16 protein-coding genes are annotated in these 15666 nt (G+C 67.1%); 5 read left to right on the forward strand and 11 right to left on the reverse strand.

Features of this window, described 5'->3' with window-relative positions; translation table 11 throughout:
• Positions 1-131: 131 nt before the first annotated feature.
• Together ACXJJ3_RS37140 and ACXJJ3_RS37145 are read left to right on the forward strand one after the other, a co-directional pair.
• Positions 132-809, forward strand: a complete 678-nt coding sequence (locus ACXJJ3_RS37140) for a GntR family transcriptional regulator (RefSeq protein WP_458166606.1) — start codon at positions 132-134, stop codon at positions 807-809.
• 9 nt (positions 810-818) lie between these two features.
• Positions 819-965, forward strand: a complete 147-nt coding sequence (locus ACXJJ3_RS37145; protein WP_458166607.1) for a hypothetical protein — start codon at positions 819-821, stop codon at positions 963-965.
• On the opposite strand, the gene ACXJJ3_RS37150 is transcribed toward ACXJJ3_RS37145, so the two are convergent.
• From ACXJJ3_RS37150 to ACXJJ3_RS37165, 4 genes are all read right to left on the reverse strand, one after another.
• Positions 947-1675 carry a polysaccharide deacetylase family protein gene (locus tag ACXJJ3_RS37150; RefSeq protein ID WP_458166608.1) on the reverse strand — a complete coding sequence of 243 codons (729 nt, stop codon included), beginning with the start codon at positions 1673-1675 and terminating at the stop codon, positions 947-949. The two genes, ACXJJ3_RS37145 and ACXJJ3_RS37150, sit on opposite strands and share 19 nt — an antisense overlap.
• A complete protein-coding gene (locus ACXJJ3_RS37155) occupies positions 1672-2544 on the reverse strand; it encodes a glycosyltransferase family 2 protein (RefSeq protein WP_458166609.1) in 873 nt (290 codons plus the stop codon). The genes ACXJJ3_RS37150 and ACXJJ3_RS37155 overlap by 4 nt, the downstream gene beginning before the upstream one ends.
• Positions 2545-2631: 87 nt before the next feature.
• Entirely contained in the window at positions 2632-3213 is a 582-nt protein-coding gene (locus tag ACXJJ3_RS37160) for a DUF2461 family protein (protein WP_458166610.1), read from the reverse strand.
• 52 nt (positions 3214-3265) lie between these two features.
• Positions 3266-3934 (reverse strand): hypothetical protein, encoded by a 669-nt coding sequence (locus ACXJJ3_RS37165; RefSeq protein ID WP_458166611.1) that lies wholly within the window; start codon positions 3932-3934, stop codon positions 3266-3268.
• A gap of 97 nt (positions 3935-4031) precedes the next feature.
• On the opposite strand from ACXJJ3_RS37165, the gene ACXJJ3_RS37170 reads away from it, so the two are divergent.
• Positions 4032-5375 carry a TIGR01777 family oxidoreductase gene (locus ACXJJ3_RS37170; RefSeq protein ID WP_458166612.1) on the forward strand — a complete coding sequence of 448 codons (1344 nt, stop codon included), beginning with the start codon at positions 4032-4034 and terminating at the stop codon, positions 5373-5375.
• Positions 5376-5390: 15 nt separating this feature from the next.
• Here ACXJJ3_RS37170 and ACXJJ3_RS37175 read toward each other — a convergent pair whose 3' ends face one another.
• Both ACXJJ3_RS37175 and ACXJJ3_RS37180 read right to left on the reverse strand, forming a co-directional pair.
• Positions 5391-6179: a L,D-transpeptidase family protein gene (locus ACXJJ3_RS37175; RefSeq protein WP_458166613.1), complete on the reverse strand. Its 789-nt coding sequence runs from the start codon at positions 6177-6179 to the stop codon at positions 5391-5393.
• 102 nt (positions 6180-6281) lie between these two features.
• A complete protein-coding gene (locus tag ACXJJ3_RS37180) occupies positions 6282-6839 on the reverse strand; it encodes a GNAT family N-acetyltransferase (protein ID WP_458166614.1) in 558 nt (185 codons plus the stop codon).
• An 18-nt stretch (positions 6840-6857) separates the two neighbouring features.
• On the opposite strand from ACXJJ3_RS37180, the gene ACXJJ3_RS37185 reads away from it, so the two are divergent.
• On the forward strand, positions 6858-7763 hold the full coding sequence (locus ACXJJ3_RS37185) for a phosphotransferase family protein (protein ID WP_458166615.1): 906 nt from the start codon (positions 6858-6860) through the stop codon (positions 7761-7763).
• On the opposite strand, the gene ACXJJ3_RS37190 is transcribed toward ACXJJ3_RS37185, so the two are convergent.
• Both ACXJJ3_RS37190 and ACXJJ3_RS37195 read right to left on the reverse strand, forming a co-directional pair.
• Positions 7760-8176: a hypothetical protein gene (locus tag ACXJJ3_RS37190; protein WP_458166616.1), complete on the reverse strand. Its 417-nt coding sequence runs from the start codon at positions 8174-8176 to the stop codon at positions 7760-7762. The genes ACXJJ3_RS37185 and ACXJJ3_RS37190 overlap by 4 nt on opposite strands.
• A 10-nt stretch (positions 8177-8186) precedes the next feature.
• Positions 8187-9074, reverse strand: a complete 888-nt coding sequence (locus ACXJJ3_RS37195) for an SEC-C metal-binding domain-containing protein (protein ID WP_458166617.1) — start codon at positions 9072-9074, stop codon at positions 8187-8189.
• A gap of 123 nt (positions 9075-9197) precedes the next feature.
• Between ACXJJ3_RS37195 and ACXJJ3_RS37200 the strand changes: the two genes are divergently transcribed.
• Positions 9198-10085, forward strand: coding sequence for a LysR family transcriptional regulator (locus ACXJJ3_RS37200; RefSeq protein WP_458166618.1), 888 nt, complete (start codon positions 9198-9200; stop codon positions 10083-10085).
• A 425-nt stretch (positions 10086-10510) separates the two neighbouring features.
• Here the strand turns inward: ACXJJ3_RS37200 and ACXJJ3_RS37205 are convergent, their stop codons facing one another.
• The 3 genes from ACXJJ3_RS37205 to ACXJJ3_RS37215 all read right to left on the reverse strand — a co-directional run bounded on the left by ACXJJ3_RS37205 (position 10511) and on the right by ACXJJ3_RS37215 (position 15613).
• Positions 10511-11485 carry an aldo/keto reductase gene (locus ACXJJ3_RS37205; protein ID WP_458166619.1) on the reverse strand — a complete coding sequence of 325 codons (975 nt, stop codon included), beginning with the start codon at positions 11483-11485 and terminating at the stop codon, positions 10511-10513.
• Between the two features lie 83 nt (positions 11486-11568).
• Positions 11569-12138, reverse strand: coding sequence for an HNH endonuclease (locus ACXJJ3_RS37210; protein ID WP_458166620.1), 570 nt, complete (start codon positions 12136-12138; stop codon positions 11569-11571).
• Between the two features lie 367 nt (positions 12139-12505).
• On the reverse strand, positions 12506-15613 hold the full coding sequence (locus ACXJJ3_RS37215) for a DUF3427 domain-containing protein (RefSeq protein WP_458171989.1): 3108 nt from the start codon (positions 15611-15613) through the stop codon (positions 12506-12508).
• Between the last annotated feature and the right edge of the window lie 53 nt (positions 15614-15666).

Genomic DNA, 15666 nt, shown 5'->3' on the forward strand with positions numbered 1-15666 from the left:
TCCTGCCTGAGTGGAGGCTCCGAGTCTGCTCTGGCCTTCGTATACTGTCAATGGGTAATTGTTTACAATCTACAGACTGGCCTGACGGGGGTTAGAGTGCATCCGACAACGTGCTCGAGGAGGTGGTCGGTGTGATCCCAGACGACGTGTACTCGCTGCCGTCGCAGCGCGCGCTCGGTGATCTGGTCACCGACGTACTCCGGGAAATGGTCACCGGCGGCCGGTTCGCGCCCGGCCAGCACCTCAAGGAGGCCGAGCTCGCCGAAGCGCTCAAGGTCAGCCGCGGCCCGATCCGGCAGGCCCTGGTCCGGCTGGAGGAGGAGGGTCACGTCGAGCTCCGTCGACACCGCGGCGCGTTCGTCAGCACGCTGACCAAGAGCGACGTCGAGGAGGTGCACACCCTCCGCGGCGCCATCGAACGGCTGGCCGCGAGCCGCGCGTGCACCCGGATGCAGGGCGCCGGCTTCGCCGAGATGGACGAGGTCCTCGAACAGATGAAGAGCGTCGACACCAAGATCGACCCGGAGGACGCCGTCCGGCTCGACCTGCAGTTCCACGACATCATCTATGCGTACAGCGACCACACCCGCGTGCAACGCGTCTGGGAGTCCATCCGTGGCCAGGTGACGGTCTTCCTCCGCGCCCGCAACGCGAGCTTCCCCGACTTCGTCGACGTCGGCTACAGCGAGCACAAGGAACTGCGCGACGCCCTCGCCCTGGCCGATCCACAGGCCGCCCAGGACGCCATCGACAAGCACATCCTCGGCGCGTACGAGCGCCTGAAACGCCTCAACCTGCCTGACCGATAGGTTGACGCGATGAGCGAAGCGACCTTACCCGCGTGCGCGAGCTGCGGTGGCCAGCAGATCGGCAACCTGGAAGTCATCAGCCAGCAAGCGGTCGGCCTGCACCCGGCCGACATCCGCGAAGAGGCCCAGAAGAAGCCTCAGGACTTCCTCTGGTAGGCGGGCAGGTCGAGGAGGCGGTCGACCGTGGTGAACGTGTAGCCCTGCGCGCGGAGCCGAGGAACCAGCAACCTGACCGCCTCGACCGTTGCGGCCCTGTCCGCGGACTTCCCGTCCCAGCCGTCATGGAAGATCGTGACCGAGCCAGGACGAGTGCTACGGAACGCCTGGTCGGCGATCCGGTGCGGGCTGGGCTGTGCCACCTCCAGCAGGTGACAGAACTCGCCGGACACGACCTCTAGGCCGTTCTCTTTCAGCAGACCGGGAAGCGCTGGGATGCGCAGCAGCCAGGGCGGACGGTAGAGCGCCGGGCGGATCCCCAGCTCGCCGAACGCAGCCAGGCCGCGCTCCAGTTCGTCAACAAGCGTACGGCGGCGCAGGTACTGCGTGAACTCGTGGGTGTGCCCGTGGAGCCCGACCACATGCCCCGCGGCCACCAGCCGCTTCGTCGTGTCCGGATGACGCTGAACAGCCTTGCCTACTTGGAAGAAGGTTGCCCGGATGTCCTCCTGGTCGAGGTAGTCCGCGAGCTCCGACGTGTACGGCTCGTTCGGCCCGTCGTCGAAGGTCAGCGCCACCACCCGCTCGTCGCCCGGCCCGCGGTACGGGAACCGGCCGAGCGCCTGCGAGTACGGCGACATCATGAACCAGTACGCCGCACCGACCGCCGCGGCGCCGACGGCCGGACCGGGGACGCGCCGCGGGATCATCGCTTCGCCAGCCAGGTGTTCTCGACCAGGCCGGCCGCCATCACCGCGCCGGCGACGATGACCGCCAGCCAGGCCAAACCGATCGCCCGCGCCTTGATCCGCTGCCGCCTGCGCGGTCCGGCGGTCATACTCCGGAACGCCGGCGCCGTACCGATCACCGGGCGTCCGGCGGCGCGATTCAGCATCACCGCGAGCGCGTAGTAGAACAGGAACGAGACCGCGATGTTGTAGACGAGCCCGCGCGCCAGCCGTCGCGCGGAGGTGAAGGTCGGGTTGGTTCGGTCGAAGGCCACGCGCCCGCGCGTCCGTAGTTGGCTCAGCAGCCCGAGCTCGTCGGCGCCCTGGGTCCCGGTCAGGTCGTACCCGGACCACGCGTCCTTGCGGAACGCGATGTTGGTTGCGGTCACGTACATGACCCGCCCGGTGGCCCGGTACACGAGATGCACGATGTCGAACAGGATCCCGGCGTACACCCGTCCCCACCAGGGTCCACCAACGTACCGGCAAGGTCCTGCGACGGCGACCCGTCCCGGATCGTCGCGGAAGCTCCGGTCGATCCGCGACAGCCACCCCGCGTCGAACACGGTGTCCGCGTCGCTCGACACCACGATCTCCCCGCGCGCCGCGGCACTGCCCCGATGCCGGGCCGGGCAGACCCCGGGTTGCTCCTCGCTCACCACCACCGCGCCGTACCCGCGGGCGATCTCCGCCGTGCGGTCCGTGCAGTTGTTGTCGACAACAACCACCTCGACCCCACCGGCGAAGTCCTGCCCCTCGAGCGACCGCAGGCAGTCGCCGATCATCCGCTCTTCGTTGAACGCGGGGATCACCACAGTGAACCTGGGTGTGCCCGGCTCTTCATTCGACATGGCGACAACGCTAGAGGACGGCGTTCGGACCCAACGATGGTGCTAGCCCCCGTATCCCCGGTGGGTTAGCCCCCTGTCCGAGGCCGATCAGCTCTGTTGGGCGACATGCTTGACAAGCCAGCGCGCCAGCGGCCGGAGTTCGGTGAAGGTATCCAGGACCCGGTCGGCGGCTGCAGCCGTGTGGATCCAGTCGTCACAACCGAGCGGCCGAGTCGCGATCAACGACTTGTGCCGTAGCAGCGTCGCCCGCGGATGATCGGCCGGATACCCCCTGAGCGGCCGCTTCAGCAACTCGCCCGAGATCGTGTACCCGTCCCGCTCCAACCTCCGCACCACGGCAGTGAGCCGCCGACCCGACGTAGCGTCCGCCACCGCCGCCCTGTACCGCTCGATCTGCGCCGACGGCGCGTACCACCACGCCAGCCCGACCTCCAGACCGTCGAGATCGAACCGCACCCCCAACTCGACGTTCCGCCCCAGCCGCACAATCGCACTCTGCCGCTGCCAGGCCCGCAGCAACACCTCGCCGTACCCCCACACCGAGAAGTCCTCGTACGCCGAATCCGCATCGGCCACCGCGTTCAGCAAACCGATCATCGGCTCCCGAACCAGCTCCTCCCGCTCCCGCCGGCACTCCCGCCGCACCGCCGCCGAAGGCTCCCCCTCCAACCGCAACAAAACCTCAAACGCCTCCCGAGACCACCCCTGGAACCCCACCCCCTCAACCAACCACACCATCAAGCCGCCCCACAGCCGTCTTCACGAACCGCAGGAACGCCGCGTCCGTTGTGAACGTGTCGCTGCTAGCCCTCAGCACGAGTACGGTGCCGCCGCGCACAACGCACGCCGTGTACGTCGCGGACGTGAGCTTTCGATCCGCAGAATCGCCGAACCGCAGCACGATCCCGTCCTGCAACCAGGGCACCGGCAATTGCCTCGCGAACATGTGGAAGGTCACGCCGTCGAGAGTGGTGGCGAGCGTCTGACACCGTGGCAACATCTCCTTGAGCTTCTGCAGCAGCCCAAGCTGCGGCGTCGGCCACGATGCGATCACCTCGGTCGCGTCCGTGTCGTCGCTCGGGCTCACTCCGCGAAGGAAGTACTGCCCGCGAACGCTCAGCGCCGGCGCATCCCGGTCACGAAGCGGGTCACGAAGCACCTGGCAGTCGACCGGGTCGTAGGTGATCGGCAGACGGAGCGTGGGGATCGGATCCGGCGCAATTCCGCCGTCCCAGCCCTTCGGTAGATCGCTGACGCGCAGCGCAGCCTTCGTCGCCTGCTCGACTGTCAGCGGTGCGACCGTCGGCGTCGGCGTGGGGTTCGGCGGCGTGGCCTGCGTCGTGCAGGCGGTGAGCGCGAGTACTGCCACCAGGGTGAGGGCGCGTTTCACCTGCAGCAGAGTACGGTACGCCGCCGACGAGCCCCGGTTATCCGCTGAGCTCCCCACAGCGTGTGCAAAACTTGTGCAGATTCCTCAACTGGAGGACATGCCTGTGAGTCTCGTGAAGAGCAGCGTCGTGCCGGCTCCCCGTGACGAGGTGTTCGCCTGGCATCAGCGGCCGGGCGCCGTCGTCCGGCTCACCCCGCCGTGGATGCCAGTGCGAATCGAGCAGGAAGCCGCCGACCTGGCGCACGGGACGGCGGTGCTGGGGTTTCCACTCGGCCTGCGATGGGTGGCGCAGCACCACGGCGAGCAGGCACCAGACCGGTTCGTCGACGAGCTGGATTCCGCGCCGCTGAAGTGGGCGGTGCGATGGCGTCATACCCACGAGTTCGAGGCGGTCGGGCCGGATCGGACGCGGGTCACCGACACGGTCGAGACCAACGTGCCCGGGGTGTTGCTCCGGCCGATGTTCGAGTACCGGCACCGTCAACTCGCCGACGACCTCGCCGCCCGGCAGCGTGCCGTCGACGCCGGCCTCCGCCCGCTGACCGTCGCCGTCACCGGAAGCCACGGGACGATCGGGTCCGCCCTGGCCGCGTTGCTGAGCACCGCGGGCCACACCGTCGTTCGCCTGGTACGCCGCCCGACCGACAACGACAGGGAACGGTACTGGGACGTCGACAACCCGGCGTCCACCCTGCTCCGCGGCGTCGACGCCGTGGTTCACCTGGCGGGAGCGTCGATCGCGGGACGGTTCACCGACGAGCATCGCCGTACCCTGCGCGAGTCCCGGATCGGACCGACGCGAGCACTCGCCCAACTCGCCGCAGAGACCGAGGACGGCCCGAAGGTCTTCGTGAGCGCGTCCGCGATCGGCTACTACGGCCCTGATCGCGGAGACGAGGAACTCTCCGAGACGGCCGCACGCGGCGAGGGATTCCTGGCCGAGCTGGTCGAGGCCTGGGAACAGGCCACCAGCCCGGCCGCCGCCGGGGGAGTCCGCGTCGTCAACGTCCGAACCGGACTCGTGCAGACACCGGCCGGTGGGGTGCTGAAGCTCCAATACCCCCTGTTCGCGGCGGGCTTGGGCGGCCCGCTGGGCGACGGCAACCAGTGGCAGTCCTGGATCGGAATCGACGACCTACTCGACATCTATCACCGCGCTCTGTACGACGACCAGCTCAACGGCCCGGTCAATGCCGTGGCGCCGACGCCCGTACGCAATCGCGAGTACACAACGACGCTCGCGCACGTTCTCAGACGCCCCGCGCTACTCCGCGTCCCGTCCCTCGGCCCTCGGGTCCTCTTAGGCGAGGAGGGCGCCCGGGAACTCGCTCTGGCATCCCAACGAGTCGTCCCAACACGCCTGTCCGAACTGGACCACGTCTTCCGCCGGCCGACACTGGACGACGCCCTACGACACCTTCTGGGCCGCGCGGCCGAGTAACGCGTCAAACGCCTTCTAGTACTCGCCGTAGATCTGGACCTTGGTACCGATCGGTGTGTCCTCGAAGATGTGGTGGATCTCCGGTCGGAGGACGCGGACGCAGCGGTGGCTGTCCGGGTACGGCTTGACGAGCGAGTTGACCCGGGAGCCGTGCAGGGCGATGCCGGGCCGGTCCTTCAGGAAGTAGAGGGAGTCGTACATGTACGCGTCCTCGTACAGGCTGCTCTCATGCGCGCCGGCCCACTTGCGCCACACCGTGCCGGTGCGGTTCGGCGTCTCGTACCCCGGGCCTCCGGTGGAAATCCACACGATCCGCTTGTAGGTCTTCCCAACGATTTGGTACAGGATCTGGCAGGTCTTGTTGACGTAGATCCCGGGCTCGCGGGTCGGGGCCGGACGGCTGGTCGCGTTCAGGACGGAGTACGCGTCGTCCAGCGTCAGGCCGCGACGGCTGACCGGCATCCCGTGGGTCTCGCGCCACGCGCACAGGGCCTGCTTGGCGCGGGCGGTGATGTCGCCGTCGATATCGCCGACCGGGTATCCGAGCTTGTCGAGCTGCTGTTCGACGCGGAGCGCGTAGTACTCGGGCTTCTGCTTCACCTTGGGCTTCGGCTTCACCGTGGGTTTCTCGGTGGGCTTCGCGGTCGGAGTGACCGTCGGCCGTGGGGTGGGGCTGCTGCTCGTCGAGGTCTTGGCAGTCTGTGAGGGAGAGGGCGTCGTTTCGCTTGCGGCGACGTCCGCGCAGCCGGCCAGAGCGAACGACAGGACGACGGCAGCAGCGACCAGACCACGGCGACGAGACACGGATTCCCCTCTCCTCAGCACTTTTCAGCGTCGCAGAGCCACGCCGGGTAAGCGTGCAGCGACCCGCCGAGACTAATCCGCGAACGGTGCCATCACCGTCTGCTAAACGGTTCCCGTCACCGAACCGTTGCCGAGCGCGGGCTCCGGATCGTCGCGCAACCGGCTGTACAGGTACCCGTCGCGGAGCTTCCCGCCGCGGAACTCGCACCCGCGGATCACGCCCTCGAGCCGGAAACCCGCCTTCACCAAGGACTTCTGCTCCGCGAGGTTCTCCGGATGCGTCGCGGCCTGGATCCGCTGCACCGGCGTGTGCTCGAACAGGTACGCCGTCAACGTCGCCTGCGCCCGCCACCCGATCCCACGCCCGCGGTACTCCGGCAACAGCGCGATCCCGATCTCCCAGTACGGCGTCCGCCCGTCGAACGACCCCGAATGCCAGCTGACGAAACCTGCTGTCTGGGATCCTGCCGTCTCGGACCTGCTCAGCACCATCAACCGCCCGTCCTCCTTGCCGAGGAAGCCGTCCTCGGCGAACCGACGGACCGGCGCCTGCGGGTCGCGATACCCGTTCCAGTCCAGCCCGATCAGCCCGGGCTCAACCGCAAACCGCTGGAACAACGGCAGATCGTCCTCCACGACAGGCCTCAGCGTGACATCCATGCCTGCCAGACTAGGCGCGTGCAGTGGCTCGACGAATACTCGCCCGCAGCAATCGCCAACCTCGTACGGCAGGTCGCACCGCAGCTGGCCGACCTCCCTGTCGTCACGCGCGAACTCGTCAACAAGGACGAACCCCTGTGGTGGTCCTCGAGCGCAGTCCTCGGCGGCCGCTACGTCGCCAAGTTCGCCTGGTCACGCCCCGCCGCCCTCCGCCTGGCTCATGAGGTCGCCGTCCTCAACGCCCTGTCCCGCGAACCAGCCGTCCCGTACCTCCCAAAGGTCGTTGCAAGCAGCACCGATCCGCTCCTACTGGTCACCGAACTCGTACCCGGTGCCGCGCTGTTCGACGTCGTCGACACGATCGACCGGAACGAGGCAGGCCGCCAACTCGCCCACTTCCTGGCCGAACTCCACCGAGCAGGGGAGCGGCTACCCGACGTCCCGCCCGCGCCCCTCCAACCGCCCAGCACCGACACGCTGCGCGCCAAGCTCGGCCACTGGATCCTCCCCGAGCAAGTCGCGACGGTACTGCGTTGGTGCGACTGGACCGACGAGGTACTGGCGACACCGCGCCCGCAGGTCCTGGTTCACGCCGACCTGCACGGCGGCAACCAGGTGTGGGACGGCGACAAGCTCCGAGCAATCGTCGACTTCGAGACAACAGGCAGCGCCGAGCCGGAGTACGACCTGCGCGCGCTCCCCGGAACCGGCCCGGGCGTCGAGCTGGTGACCGCGACCATGCACCATTACCGCGAACTCACCGGCCACCCGCTGGAGACCGACCGGATGATGGCCTGGCACCTCCGAACAGCCCTCGGCGACATCCTGTGGCGCAGCGAAGCCGGCACCCCATTGGCCGACCACCGCACGCCACCGGACTGGATCGACGACCTCACCGTCCGTTTCAGCGCACTCGGTCTCTAAAGACCGAGATCGCGCAGGAATTCCGGCTTGTAGGCCTGCAGCACGACGTACCGCGGGTCCGGAACCTCCATGCCCGCGTTCTTCGCCGCGTCCCCAGCCGCGTCATGCGGCCCGACCGGCGCACTCGGGTCCGTCCACTCCTGCTCGGCGGCGTTCCAGTGCGTGATCGTGGACGTCGCCTCCAGGCGCTCGCCCGCCACCAGCTCCTTCGCGGTCCGCTCCGCTTCCTGCGCGTCCTCGAGCGAATGCGTGTACATGAGCATCCGGTCCCCGTCCCGGGTGACGGTCACCTGCGCTCCGAGCCGCTTCCGCGCGTCGTCATCCAGATCCAACGCCCGCAGCCTGTCCCAGAACGTGAGCCTGTGCCCCTCGTCCCCCAACACAACCTCAACCCGAAACTCTTCGTCCGCCATGCTCGACACCCTACCCAGTGGACTCCTCCGGAGGCGGTAAGGCCTCGACTGCCGGCAACGGCCCGCCGCAGCACTTCTTGTACTTGGTCCCGGACCCGCACCAGCACCGCTCGTTCCGCGCGGGCGGCCACGAGACCCGTCGACCGTCGGGCACCGACAGGATCTGGGCCTCTTCGTCCTCGAGACTGTCCAGGAACCCGGCGTACGTCCAGGTCGCGATCGTCACCGGGCGGTCCTCGACGCGCAGCGCCCGCTCGGCTGCCAGGCAGTACGCATCGGGGTCGGTGCCGACGAAATGGTTCCGCCACGGCACACCGGCGTCGAACTCGCTGCGGTCCCACACCTGCAGCTGTCCGTCGACGACCACGGGATCCCGGAGCAGGGCGCGCTGGGCGGCCTCGCGGTCCAGTGCCTCGTCAGTGCCCTGGTATCCGAGCAGGTCGATCTCGTCGAGCGGCAGCTGCAGCGCCCATCGCACCCGGCGTCGACCGGTCACCAGTTCCTGGAGGTGATCGTCGCGGAAGACATCCTCGACGGTCAGGGCGTCGGTCGCCGCCGAGTACCACGGCAGCGCTTCCGCGTCCTCGCCCCGCTCTTCGAGGAGCTCCGCAGCGCTGGCCCAGGCTGTGCCGTGGATGCGCCTCTTCTCCTGTACCGCGGCCAGCTCGGCCCGGGCCTCGTCGTCACGGCCCTCGCCGAACAGGAACTCGGCGTAGTCGACGTGCGCCTGATCGCCGTCCTCTCCGCCTTCTCGAATGAGCTGCCGCCAGATCGCGACGGCCCGCTCGTGACGCTGGTGCCGAACGTGGTCGGACGCGGCGATGCGCAGCGCCACGCACCGGCCGAACTGGGCTTCTGTCTGGGGATCGCGGATCTCGTCCGCCAAGAGATCGATCATGCCGGGGAAAGTATTCGGATCGGCCCCGCCGCGAACACGCTTCTTCGAACCTGTGGACAATCGGGCAGTGCAACATGCGGGGCCGCAGAATCGGTCGGATTCGATCGACTACAGTTCTTAGTCATGGAGCTGAGGCACTTGGAGCACTTCGTCGCGGTGGCCGAGCAGAAGCACTTCACGCGGGCCGCTGAGGCGATGTCGATCTCGCAGTCGGGGCTGTCCGCCTCGATCCGGGCGCTCGAGCGGGAGCTGCGCGCGAGTCTGTTCGTGCGGAACACCCGGAGCGTCGAGCTCACCGAGGCCGGACGGGCACTGCTCTGTGAGGGGCGGCGCGCGCTCGCAGCGGCCGAGGCGGCCAAGGACGCGGTCGCCGCGGTGCAGGGGCTCCTGCGCGGACACCTCACGGTCGGGTTGGAGCAGTGCCTCGGCGTGGTCGACGTACCGGCGCTGCTCGCCAAGTTCCGGTCGGCGTACCCGGGCGTCGAGATCGAGGTCCGCCAGGCCGGCTCCACCCCGATGCTCGACGAGCTCGCCTCCGGGCGGCTCGACGTCGCGTTCGTCGCCACCGCCGGCGACCCGGTCGACGGCCTCGACCTGCGACCGCTGTCCCGCGAGTCGATGGTGCTGGTCTGCGCCCCCGACCACCGCCTCGCGAAGGCATCCGGTGTCACGCTCGACGACCTGGCGGGGGAGTCGTTCGTCGACTTCGACCCGACCTGGGGCGCCCGCGCGATCTCCGACAGCGCCTTCGCCACCGCAGGCGTCGCCCACCCGGTGACGATCGAGGTCAACGACGTACACACCCTGCTCGCCCTGGTCGCCCACGACCTAGGCGTCGCCCTGGTCCCCGAACGCATCGCCGCCAAACGAGGCGACCACATCACCGTCACCCTGGCCCCCGGCACCGCCTCCGACTGGCAGGTCTCCGTAGCCGTCCCCACCGGCCCAGCCGCGTCCCTAGCCGCCGACGCCCTCATCGGCATGCTCCCGACCACCGCCGGCCACAACTGAGGGGACCGCAACGCAGGCGGCATCGACTGCACGCCCCCGTCGATCGCCGGTGCGGCGTGGTGAATCGCGTCTCGGTCTCGCACTCGGCGCGTGGCTTCGCGCTTGTTGTCGAGGCGGTGCCGACCTGGAGGTGGGTGGTCGGCGCGGGTACGGAGGCGACGCTCAGCGCGCTGGGCCACCCGTGCTGCGGCCGGGGGCTGGGTCGTGTTCCGTTTGTCGGAACGGCCGCCTACCGGCTTCTCTGTACGGCGGTTCGGACCGGAACCGGTCCGGACGTCTTGTCTCAGCCGACCTCCGTCGACGAGGCGCTCGCCGTGTGCCCGACGCTCGATGTCGACCGGTTCTGCGACGCAGACGAATGACGTGAGCTGACGAGCCGGCCGTCGTACACAGACTAAATGTGTACGACGGCCAGCTGGTCGTCGTTACCAGGCGTAGTCCTCCGGGGCGGTCTTGTACCCCGGGAAGATCTCGTCGAGCCGGGCAAGGCTCTTCTCGTCGAGCTTGATCTCCACCGCGCGGACGGCGGACTCGAGCTGCTCCATCGTCCGCGGCCCGACGATCGGACCGGTCACGGCCGGCTGGTGCAGCAGCCACGCCAGTGCCAGCTCACCCGGCTCGTGCCCGAGCTCGTCCGCGAACGCCTCGTACTGCTCGATCTGCGGCCGCAACCGCTCCAGCGTCTCCTTCGAGCGACCTTCCAGCCGCCGTACCCCTTCGTTCTCCTTGCGGATCACGCCACCGAGCAGCCCACCGTGCAGCGGCGACCACGGGATCACACCGAGCCCGTACGCCTGCGCCGCCGGCAGCAGCTCACGCTCGACGTCCCGCTGGATCAGGTTGTACAGCGACTGCTCACTGACCAGCCCGTTGAAGTTCCGCTTCGCAGCGACCTCCTGCGCCTGCGCGATATGCCACCCCGCGAAGTTGCTGGACCCGGCGTACAGCACCTTCCCCTGCTGTACGGCGACCTCCATCGCCTGCCAGATCTCCTCCCACGGCGTGTTCCGGTCCACGTGGTGGAACTGGTACAGATCCACGTAGTCCGTCTGCAGCCGCTTCAGCGAGGCGTCCAGCGCCCGCCGAATGTTGAGCGCGGACAGCCGACTGGTGTTCGGCCACTCCTGCCCCATGTCCCCGTACACCTTGGTCGCAAGCACCGTTTTCTCCCGGTTCTTCGCGTCCTTCGCGAACCACTCCCCGATGATCTCCTCGGTCCGCCCCGGGTAGATCTGCCGCCCGTACCCGTTCGCGGTATCGAAGAAGTTGATCCCCACCTCATGCGCCCGATCCATGATCGCGTGCGCATCCCCCACCTCGGTCAGAGGCCCGAAGTTCATAGTCCCCAGTACAACCCGACTAACCGAAAGCCCCGTACGCCCAAGCTGAGTAAATTCCATACCCCCCACCCTCGCCCTCCGGCGGCGGCACTTCAAATAGAAGAATCAGGACAAAGCCATCACCCAAGCTTCTGAGTCGCGCGTCAACTTGCTTGGAACTGGGCGTAGCGCCACGCGAGGGCATCAGGGTCGGGGCGGTCAAGTCTGCGGCGGGGGACAGCGATCGTGCTGCCGTGCATCTGCTGCAGGCCGTACTTGAGCATCGGTCCATCGCGCTCCGCCAGGAGCTCTCGATTGATCTCGACCACGTTGTCGGGGCGGATGCCCATCAGGTTCCGGTCATACGCGGCATGGTGGATCTTGCAGAGGCTCAGGCCGTTGCTGACGTGCGGCATGCCGTTCTCATGCGAGTCGGGCAGGATGTGCGCCGCGTCGAGTAGCTCGCCATGCTGGAGGCGACAGACCGCGCATTGCGTCTGATAGGCGCGAATGACAGAGGCTCGAAACACAGGTTGGTGGAGCCGCCTGCGGGTGACTTGCTCGGCGTATTGCTTGACCTCGGTGGACGGGTTGTCGGGGCGCGGCATCCAGCGCAGAGACTCATCCAGCGCGATCAGGAAGTGGCGTGCTGCCGGATCATCGGCGACAGCGAAGACCGGAAAGATGGGGACGAACAGACTCGCCTTAAGCTTGTGGAGCAAGATGATTGGCAAGCCGAATTCGATCGCGGCTCGGAGCTTGCGGTGTCGCCGTTACTGGAACTCGCCTGGTAGTCATAAACGAAGTACCCCTGATCGACCTGCCGGTCATCGTACGGACCATCAGGAGAGCTGACGATGGCGAGAGTTCCATTCAGGTCTCGCGGGTTCCAGATACCGCGGCTCGCGTCGACCAAGCGGCGTTGCCCGCCGTCGATGTCGAAGTTCGTCAACTGTTCGCGAGTGACCATCCCACCTGCCTGATCGCACAGGTGAGTGAGGCGCGCCATGATCCGCTCGCGCAGCGCGAGATCTTCGGACAGGCTGAGGCCCATCGAAAGAACCCCCTTCAGTCTTTGCGAGACACGCTAGCGTCTCGTGGTCATGCGACGACGGATGCTGCCTGGAAGATCTCCGTGGGCATGGCGTGGTCGAGTTGCCATGTGATGGCAATCGGGCGGTCGCCGGTGTGCGAAGTGTAGGTGGCGGGTCCGAGGAACAGGTACGGCGCTGTGCCGAGGTCGGTGAGCTTGCGTTCGCGGGTGAAGATCAAGATCCTCGTGTCCTGATCGCGGTGATTGAGGTATCGCTGCCCCATTCGCGACGTCACCGAGGTATTGCTCTGAGTCTCCCAATGGAAGAGCGTCGGGCTAATGGCGTAGTCGCGGTACATCGTGGTCGGCGAGTAATCAGCCTCAGACTTTACCAGCGTGACGAGGAATGCATCGGAGTTCCGCTCTTCCGAGTACAAGACGCCTGACTGGAAGGTACTAGGTCGACGCTGCAGATTTGCGTAGTCGAGAGCCGCGAGGATCTCCTCGCGCTGATACCGGGCATGCACCCGGAGCGCGAGATCGCTGAGCCGGCCACTCAACGGCATGGCGCGATGTCGAGCATGATCCATGGCGAAGTCGGTGATCTCCACGAGTTCCTCGCGGACCGCGCGCTCCTGCCGGAGAGCATGGAAGCCCTCTGCGTATGACGAGAATCCGCCGCCGTTCGGCCAGAGCGAGAAGAACAGCATGCGCGCGAACGTACGTTGCTTCGGCGCGAGTTCGTCGTACGACGGCCCGTCGTCCTGCAGCAGTCGTCGATAGGTCTGCGCCCGTTCTGGATCGTCCACGTGCGACAGCGCCCTGACCCGCCGGAGCAACGCGCTCTCGTACGCGGATCCATCGCGCGTGGGCATTCCTGCATCGCGGCGGAGTGCGGTCCAACTCCGGCCGGGGCGAAGTACATCGCTGAGTTCGACTCCTGATTCCTGGACGAAGTCTTCCAGGCTTTGGTCGCCCTGAACCTTAAGTTCGCGCACCATGTCCTGCCAACGTCCCGCGACCTGTCCCTTCAGGTTGGACAGGACAACCTCCTGAGCGACCTTGTCGAGGACGATCTCGCACCCGGAGGGCAGCGCGGGGAATCCTTGTTTGACCTGGTCTTCCAGACCCTTTCGACTCTTGCCGGTGAGCGCCCGGAACCTGAGATCGAAGCGGAACTCCTTGCGCTGATGTCCGACGAAGTCGAGCGCGGTGAGTACTGGTTTGCCATCGGATTGACGCAATCCCCGCCCTAGTTGCTGCAGGAACACCGTTGGACTTTCCGTCGGTCGGAGGAACAGGACGGTGTCGACCTCGGGAAGATCGAGGCCTTCATTGAAGAGGTCGGCGGCGAAGAGGGCGTTCACTCGACGGTCCTTCAGATCGCGAAGGGCCTGATCACGGACCGCTGTCGGGCTCTCGCCGGAGACTGCCTGGGCGGGAATGCCGGCCTCGTTGAAGGTCTTCGCCATGTATTCGGCATGGGCGACCGAGACGCAGAACCCGAGCGCACGCATCGTGCGCACATCCGAGAGCTTGTCCCGGAGTTCGCGCAAGACGATGGCGGACCGGTTGTCGTTTCCCGTGTAGAGCTCCTCCAACTGCCGCTCGTCGTACCGTCCGCGTTTCCATTGCAGGTCGTTGAGCTGCGTGCCGTCCGCGATTCCAAAGTAGTGGAACGGGCAGAGCAGATCGGCCGAGAGCGCGTCCCAGAGACGCAGCTCAACTGCCGTTCGGCCACCGAAGAAGCTGAGCAGGTCGAACCCGTCGGTGCGTTCCGGTGTCGCCGTCAACCCGAGCAATTCGACGGGTTGCAGGTGATTCAGCAGCCGTCGGTACGTCGGCGCCGCAGCATGATGGAACTCATCCACGACCACGATGTCGAAAGAATCCGCCGGCATGGACGTCATGTCGTACGCCGTCAATGCCTGGACGGACGCGAAGACGTGTCGCCAGTGCTCCGGGCGGGTGCCCGAGTGGTACTCCTCGCCAAAGTTGGCGTCCGCGAGAACCTCGCGATAGGTGCGGAGCGACTGCTGCAAGATCTCGCGTCGATGGGCGACGAACAGGAGGGACGGGGCAGGCTCGCCGCGCTTGAGCGCCGCGTCGCGGAGCCGTCGGTAGTCGAGGGCTGCGATCACGGTCTTACCAGTGCCGGTCGCTGCCACGACCAGGTTGCGATGCCGGTCGTGTACTTCGCGCTCGACCTCGATCTCCTCGAGCATTTCGGCCTGATACGGCCGCGGGCGTACTTCAAGACCCGCGAGTGAGATCGTCACCCGGCTGGATGACGTCCGCCCACTGGCCTCAGCGAGCGCGTCGTCGAGGCGGTCACGGTCCCGGGTGGGGTTGTACGACTCGAACGTCGAATCGTTCCAGTACGTGTCGAAGGTTGCGCCGAACTTGTTGAGCAGACCCGGCGTCGCAATCCGGGACAGCCGAACATTCCACTCGACGCCATCGAGAAGCGCCGCCCGCGAGAGGTTCGACGACCCGACGTACGCGGTGTCGAAGGCGGTGTCCCGGCGGAACAGCCAGGCCTTCGCGTGCAGGCGTGTGCGCAGTACGTCGTACTGGATCTTGACCTCCGCGCCGAAGTCATTCACGAGTCGATCGAGCGCTGTCCGGTCCGTCGCCCCGAGATAGGTAGTGGTGATCACGCGAAACGGGGCGTTCCGAAGCCGCAGGCGCGCGAGCTCGGGCTCGAGCAGGCGAAGGCCGTACCACTTCACGAAGGCGCAGATCAGGTCGACCTCGTCGGAGGTGTCGATCTCGGCCCGCAATTCCGGTCCGAGCGATGGCTCGCCGTGCGAGTTGGTCAGCAGCGCGGCGTCCGAAAGCGGCGTGCTCGGACGGGTCGAACCATAGGTCGTGATGCCCGGCCGGACGGCGGGATACAGCGCCTGCAGCTGACGAGGCGGCGCGCCAGGAAGCAGCCCCTCATGCTCGCCAAGGCGTTGCAGAAGGTCGTTGACCAGAGCAACCCGTCGCTCGGCGTCACGCGTGCCCCCGAGCGCTCGCCGGACCGCGTCACCCACGTACCGCGCCAGCACGTCTGGCTGATCAGCCTCATCAATCTCGTGCACGACCGGCTGCTGACCATCAAACTGCGCCATCTCGGCAAGCAGACTGTTCGTCACCAATGCGTCATAAATCCCTGGCTGCATACTCACAATCACCCCTCGCGGAGCAGCTTGCCAGAACCCACCGACAAGCACGCACTAGCTCG

The organism is Kribbella sp. WER1, from assembly GCF_054189145.1.

What these genes read in the sequence shown, in the direction of transcription:
- ACXJJ3_RS37145 (WP_458166607.1), top strand. Translation starts at nt 819, where the DNA reads ATGAGCGAAGCGACCTTACCCGCGTGCGCGAGCTGCGGTGGCCAGCAG.
- ACXJJ3_RS37150 (WP_458166608.1), bottom strand. Translation starts at nt 1,675, where the DNA reads ATGATCCCGCGGCGCGTCCCCGGTCCGGCCGTCGGCGCCGCGGCGGTC.
- ACXJJ3_RS37155 (WP_458166609.1), bottom strand. Translation starts at nt 2,544, where the DNA reads ATGTCGAATGAAGAGCCGGGCACACCCAGGTTCACTGTGGTGATCCCC.
- ACXJJ3_RS37170 (WP_458166612.1), top strand. Translation starts at nt 4,032, where the DNA reads ATGCCTGTGAGTCTCGTGAAGAGCAGCGTCGTGCCGGCTCCCCGTGAC.
- ACXJJ3_RS37180 (WP_458166614.1), bottom strand. Translation starts at nt 6,839, where the DNA reads ATGGATGTCACGCTGAGGCCTGTCGTGGAGGACGATCTGCCGTTGTTC.
- ACXJJ3_RS37190 (WP_458166616.1), bottom strand. Translation starts at nt 8,176, where the DNA reads ATGGCGGACGAAGAGTTTCGGGTTGAGGTTGTGTTGGGGGACGAGGGG.
- ACXJJ3_RS37195 (WP_458166617.1), bottom strand. Translation starts at nt 9,074, where the DNA reads ATGATCGATCTCTTGGCGGACGAGATCCGCGATCCCCAGACAGAAGCC.
- ACXJJ3_RS37200 (WP_458166618.1), top strand. Translation starts at nt 9,198, where the DNA reads ATGGAGCTGAGGCACTTGGAGCACTTCGTCGCGGTGGCCGAGCAGAAG.
- ACXJJ3_RS37205 (WP_458166619.1), bottom strand. Translation starts at nt 11,485, where the DNA reads ATGGAATTTACTCAGCTTGGGCGTACGGGGCTTTCGGTTAGTCGGGTT.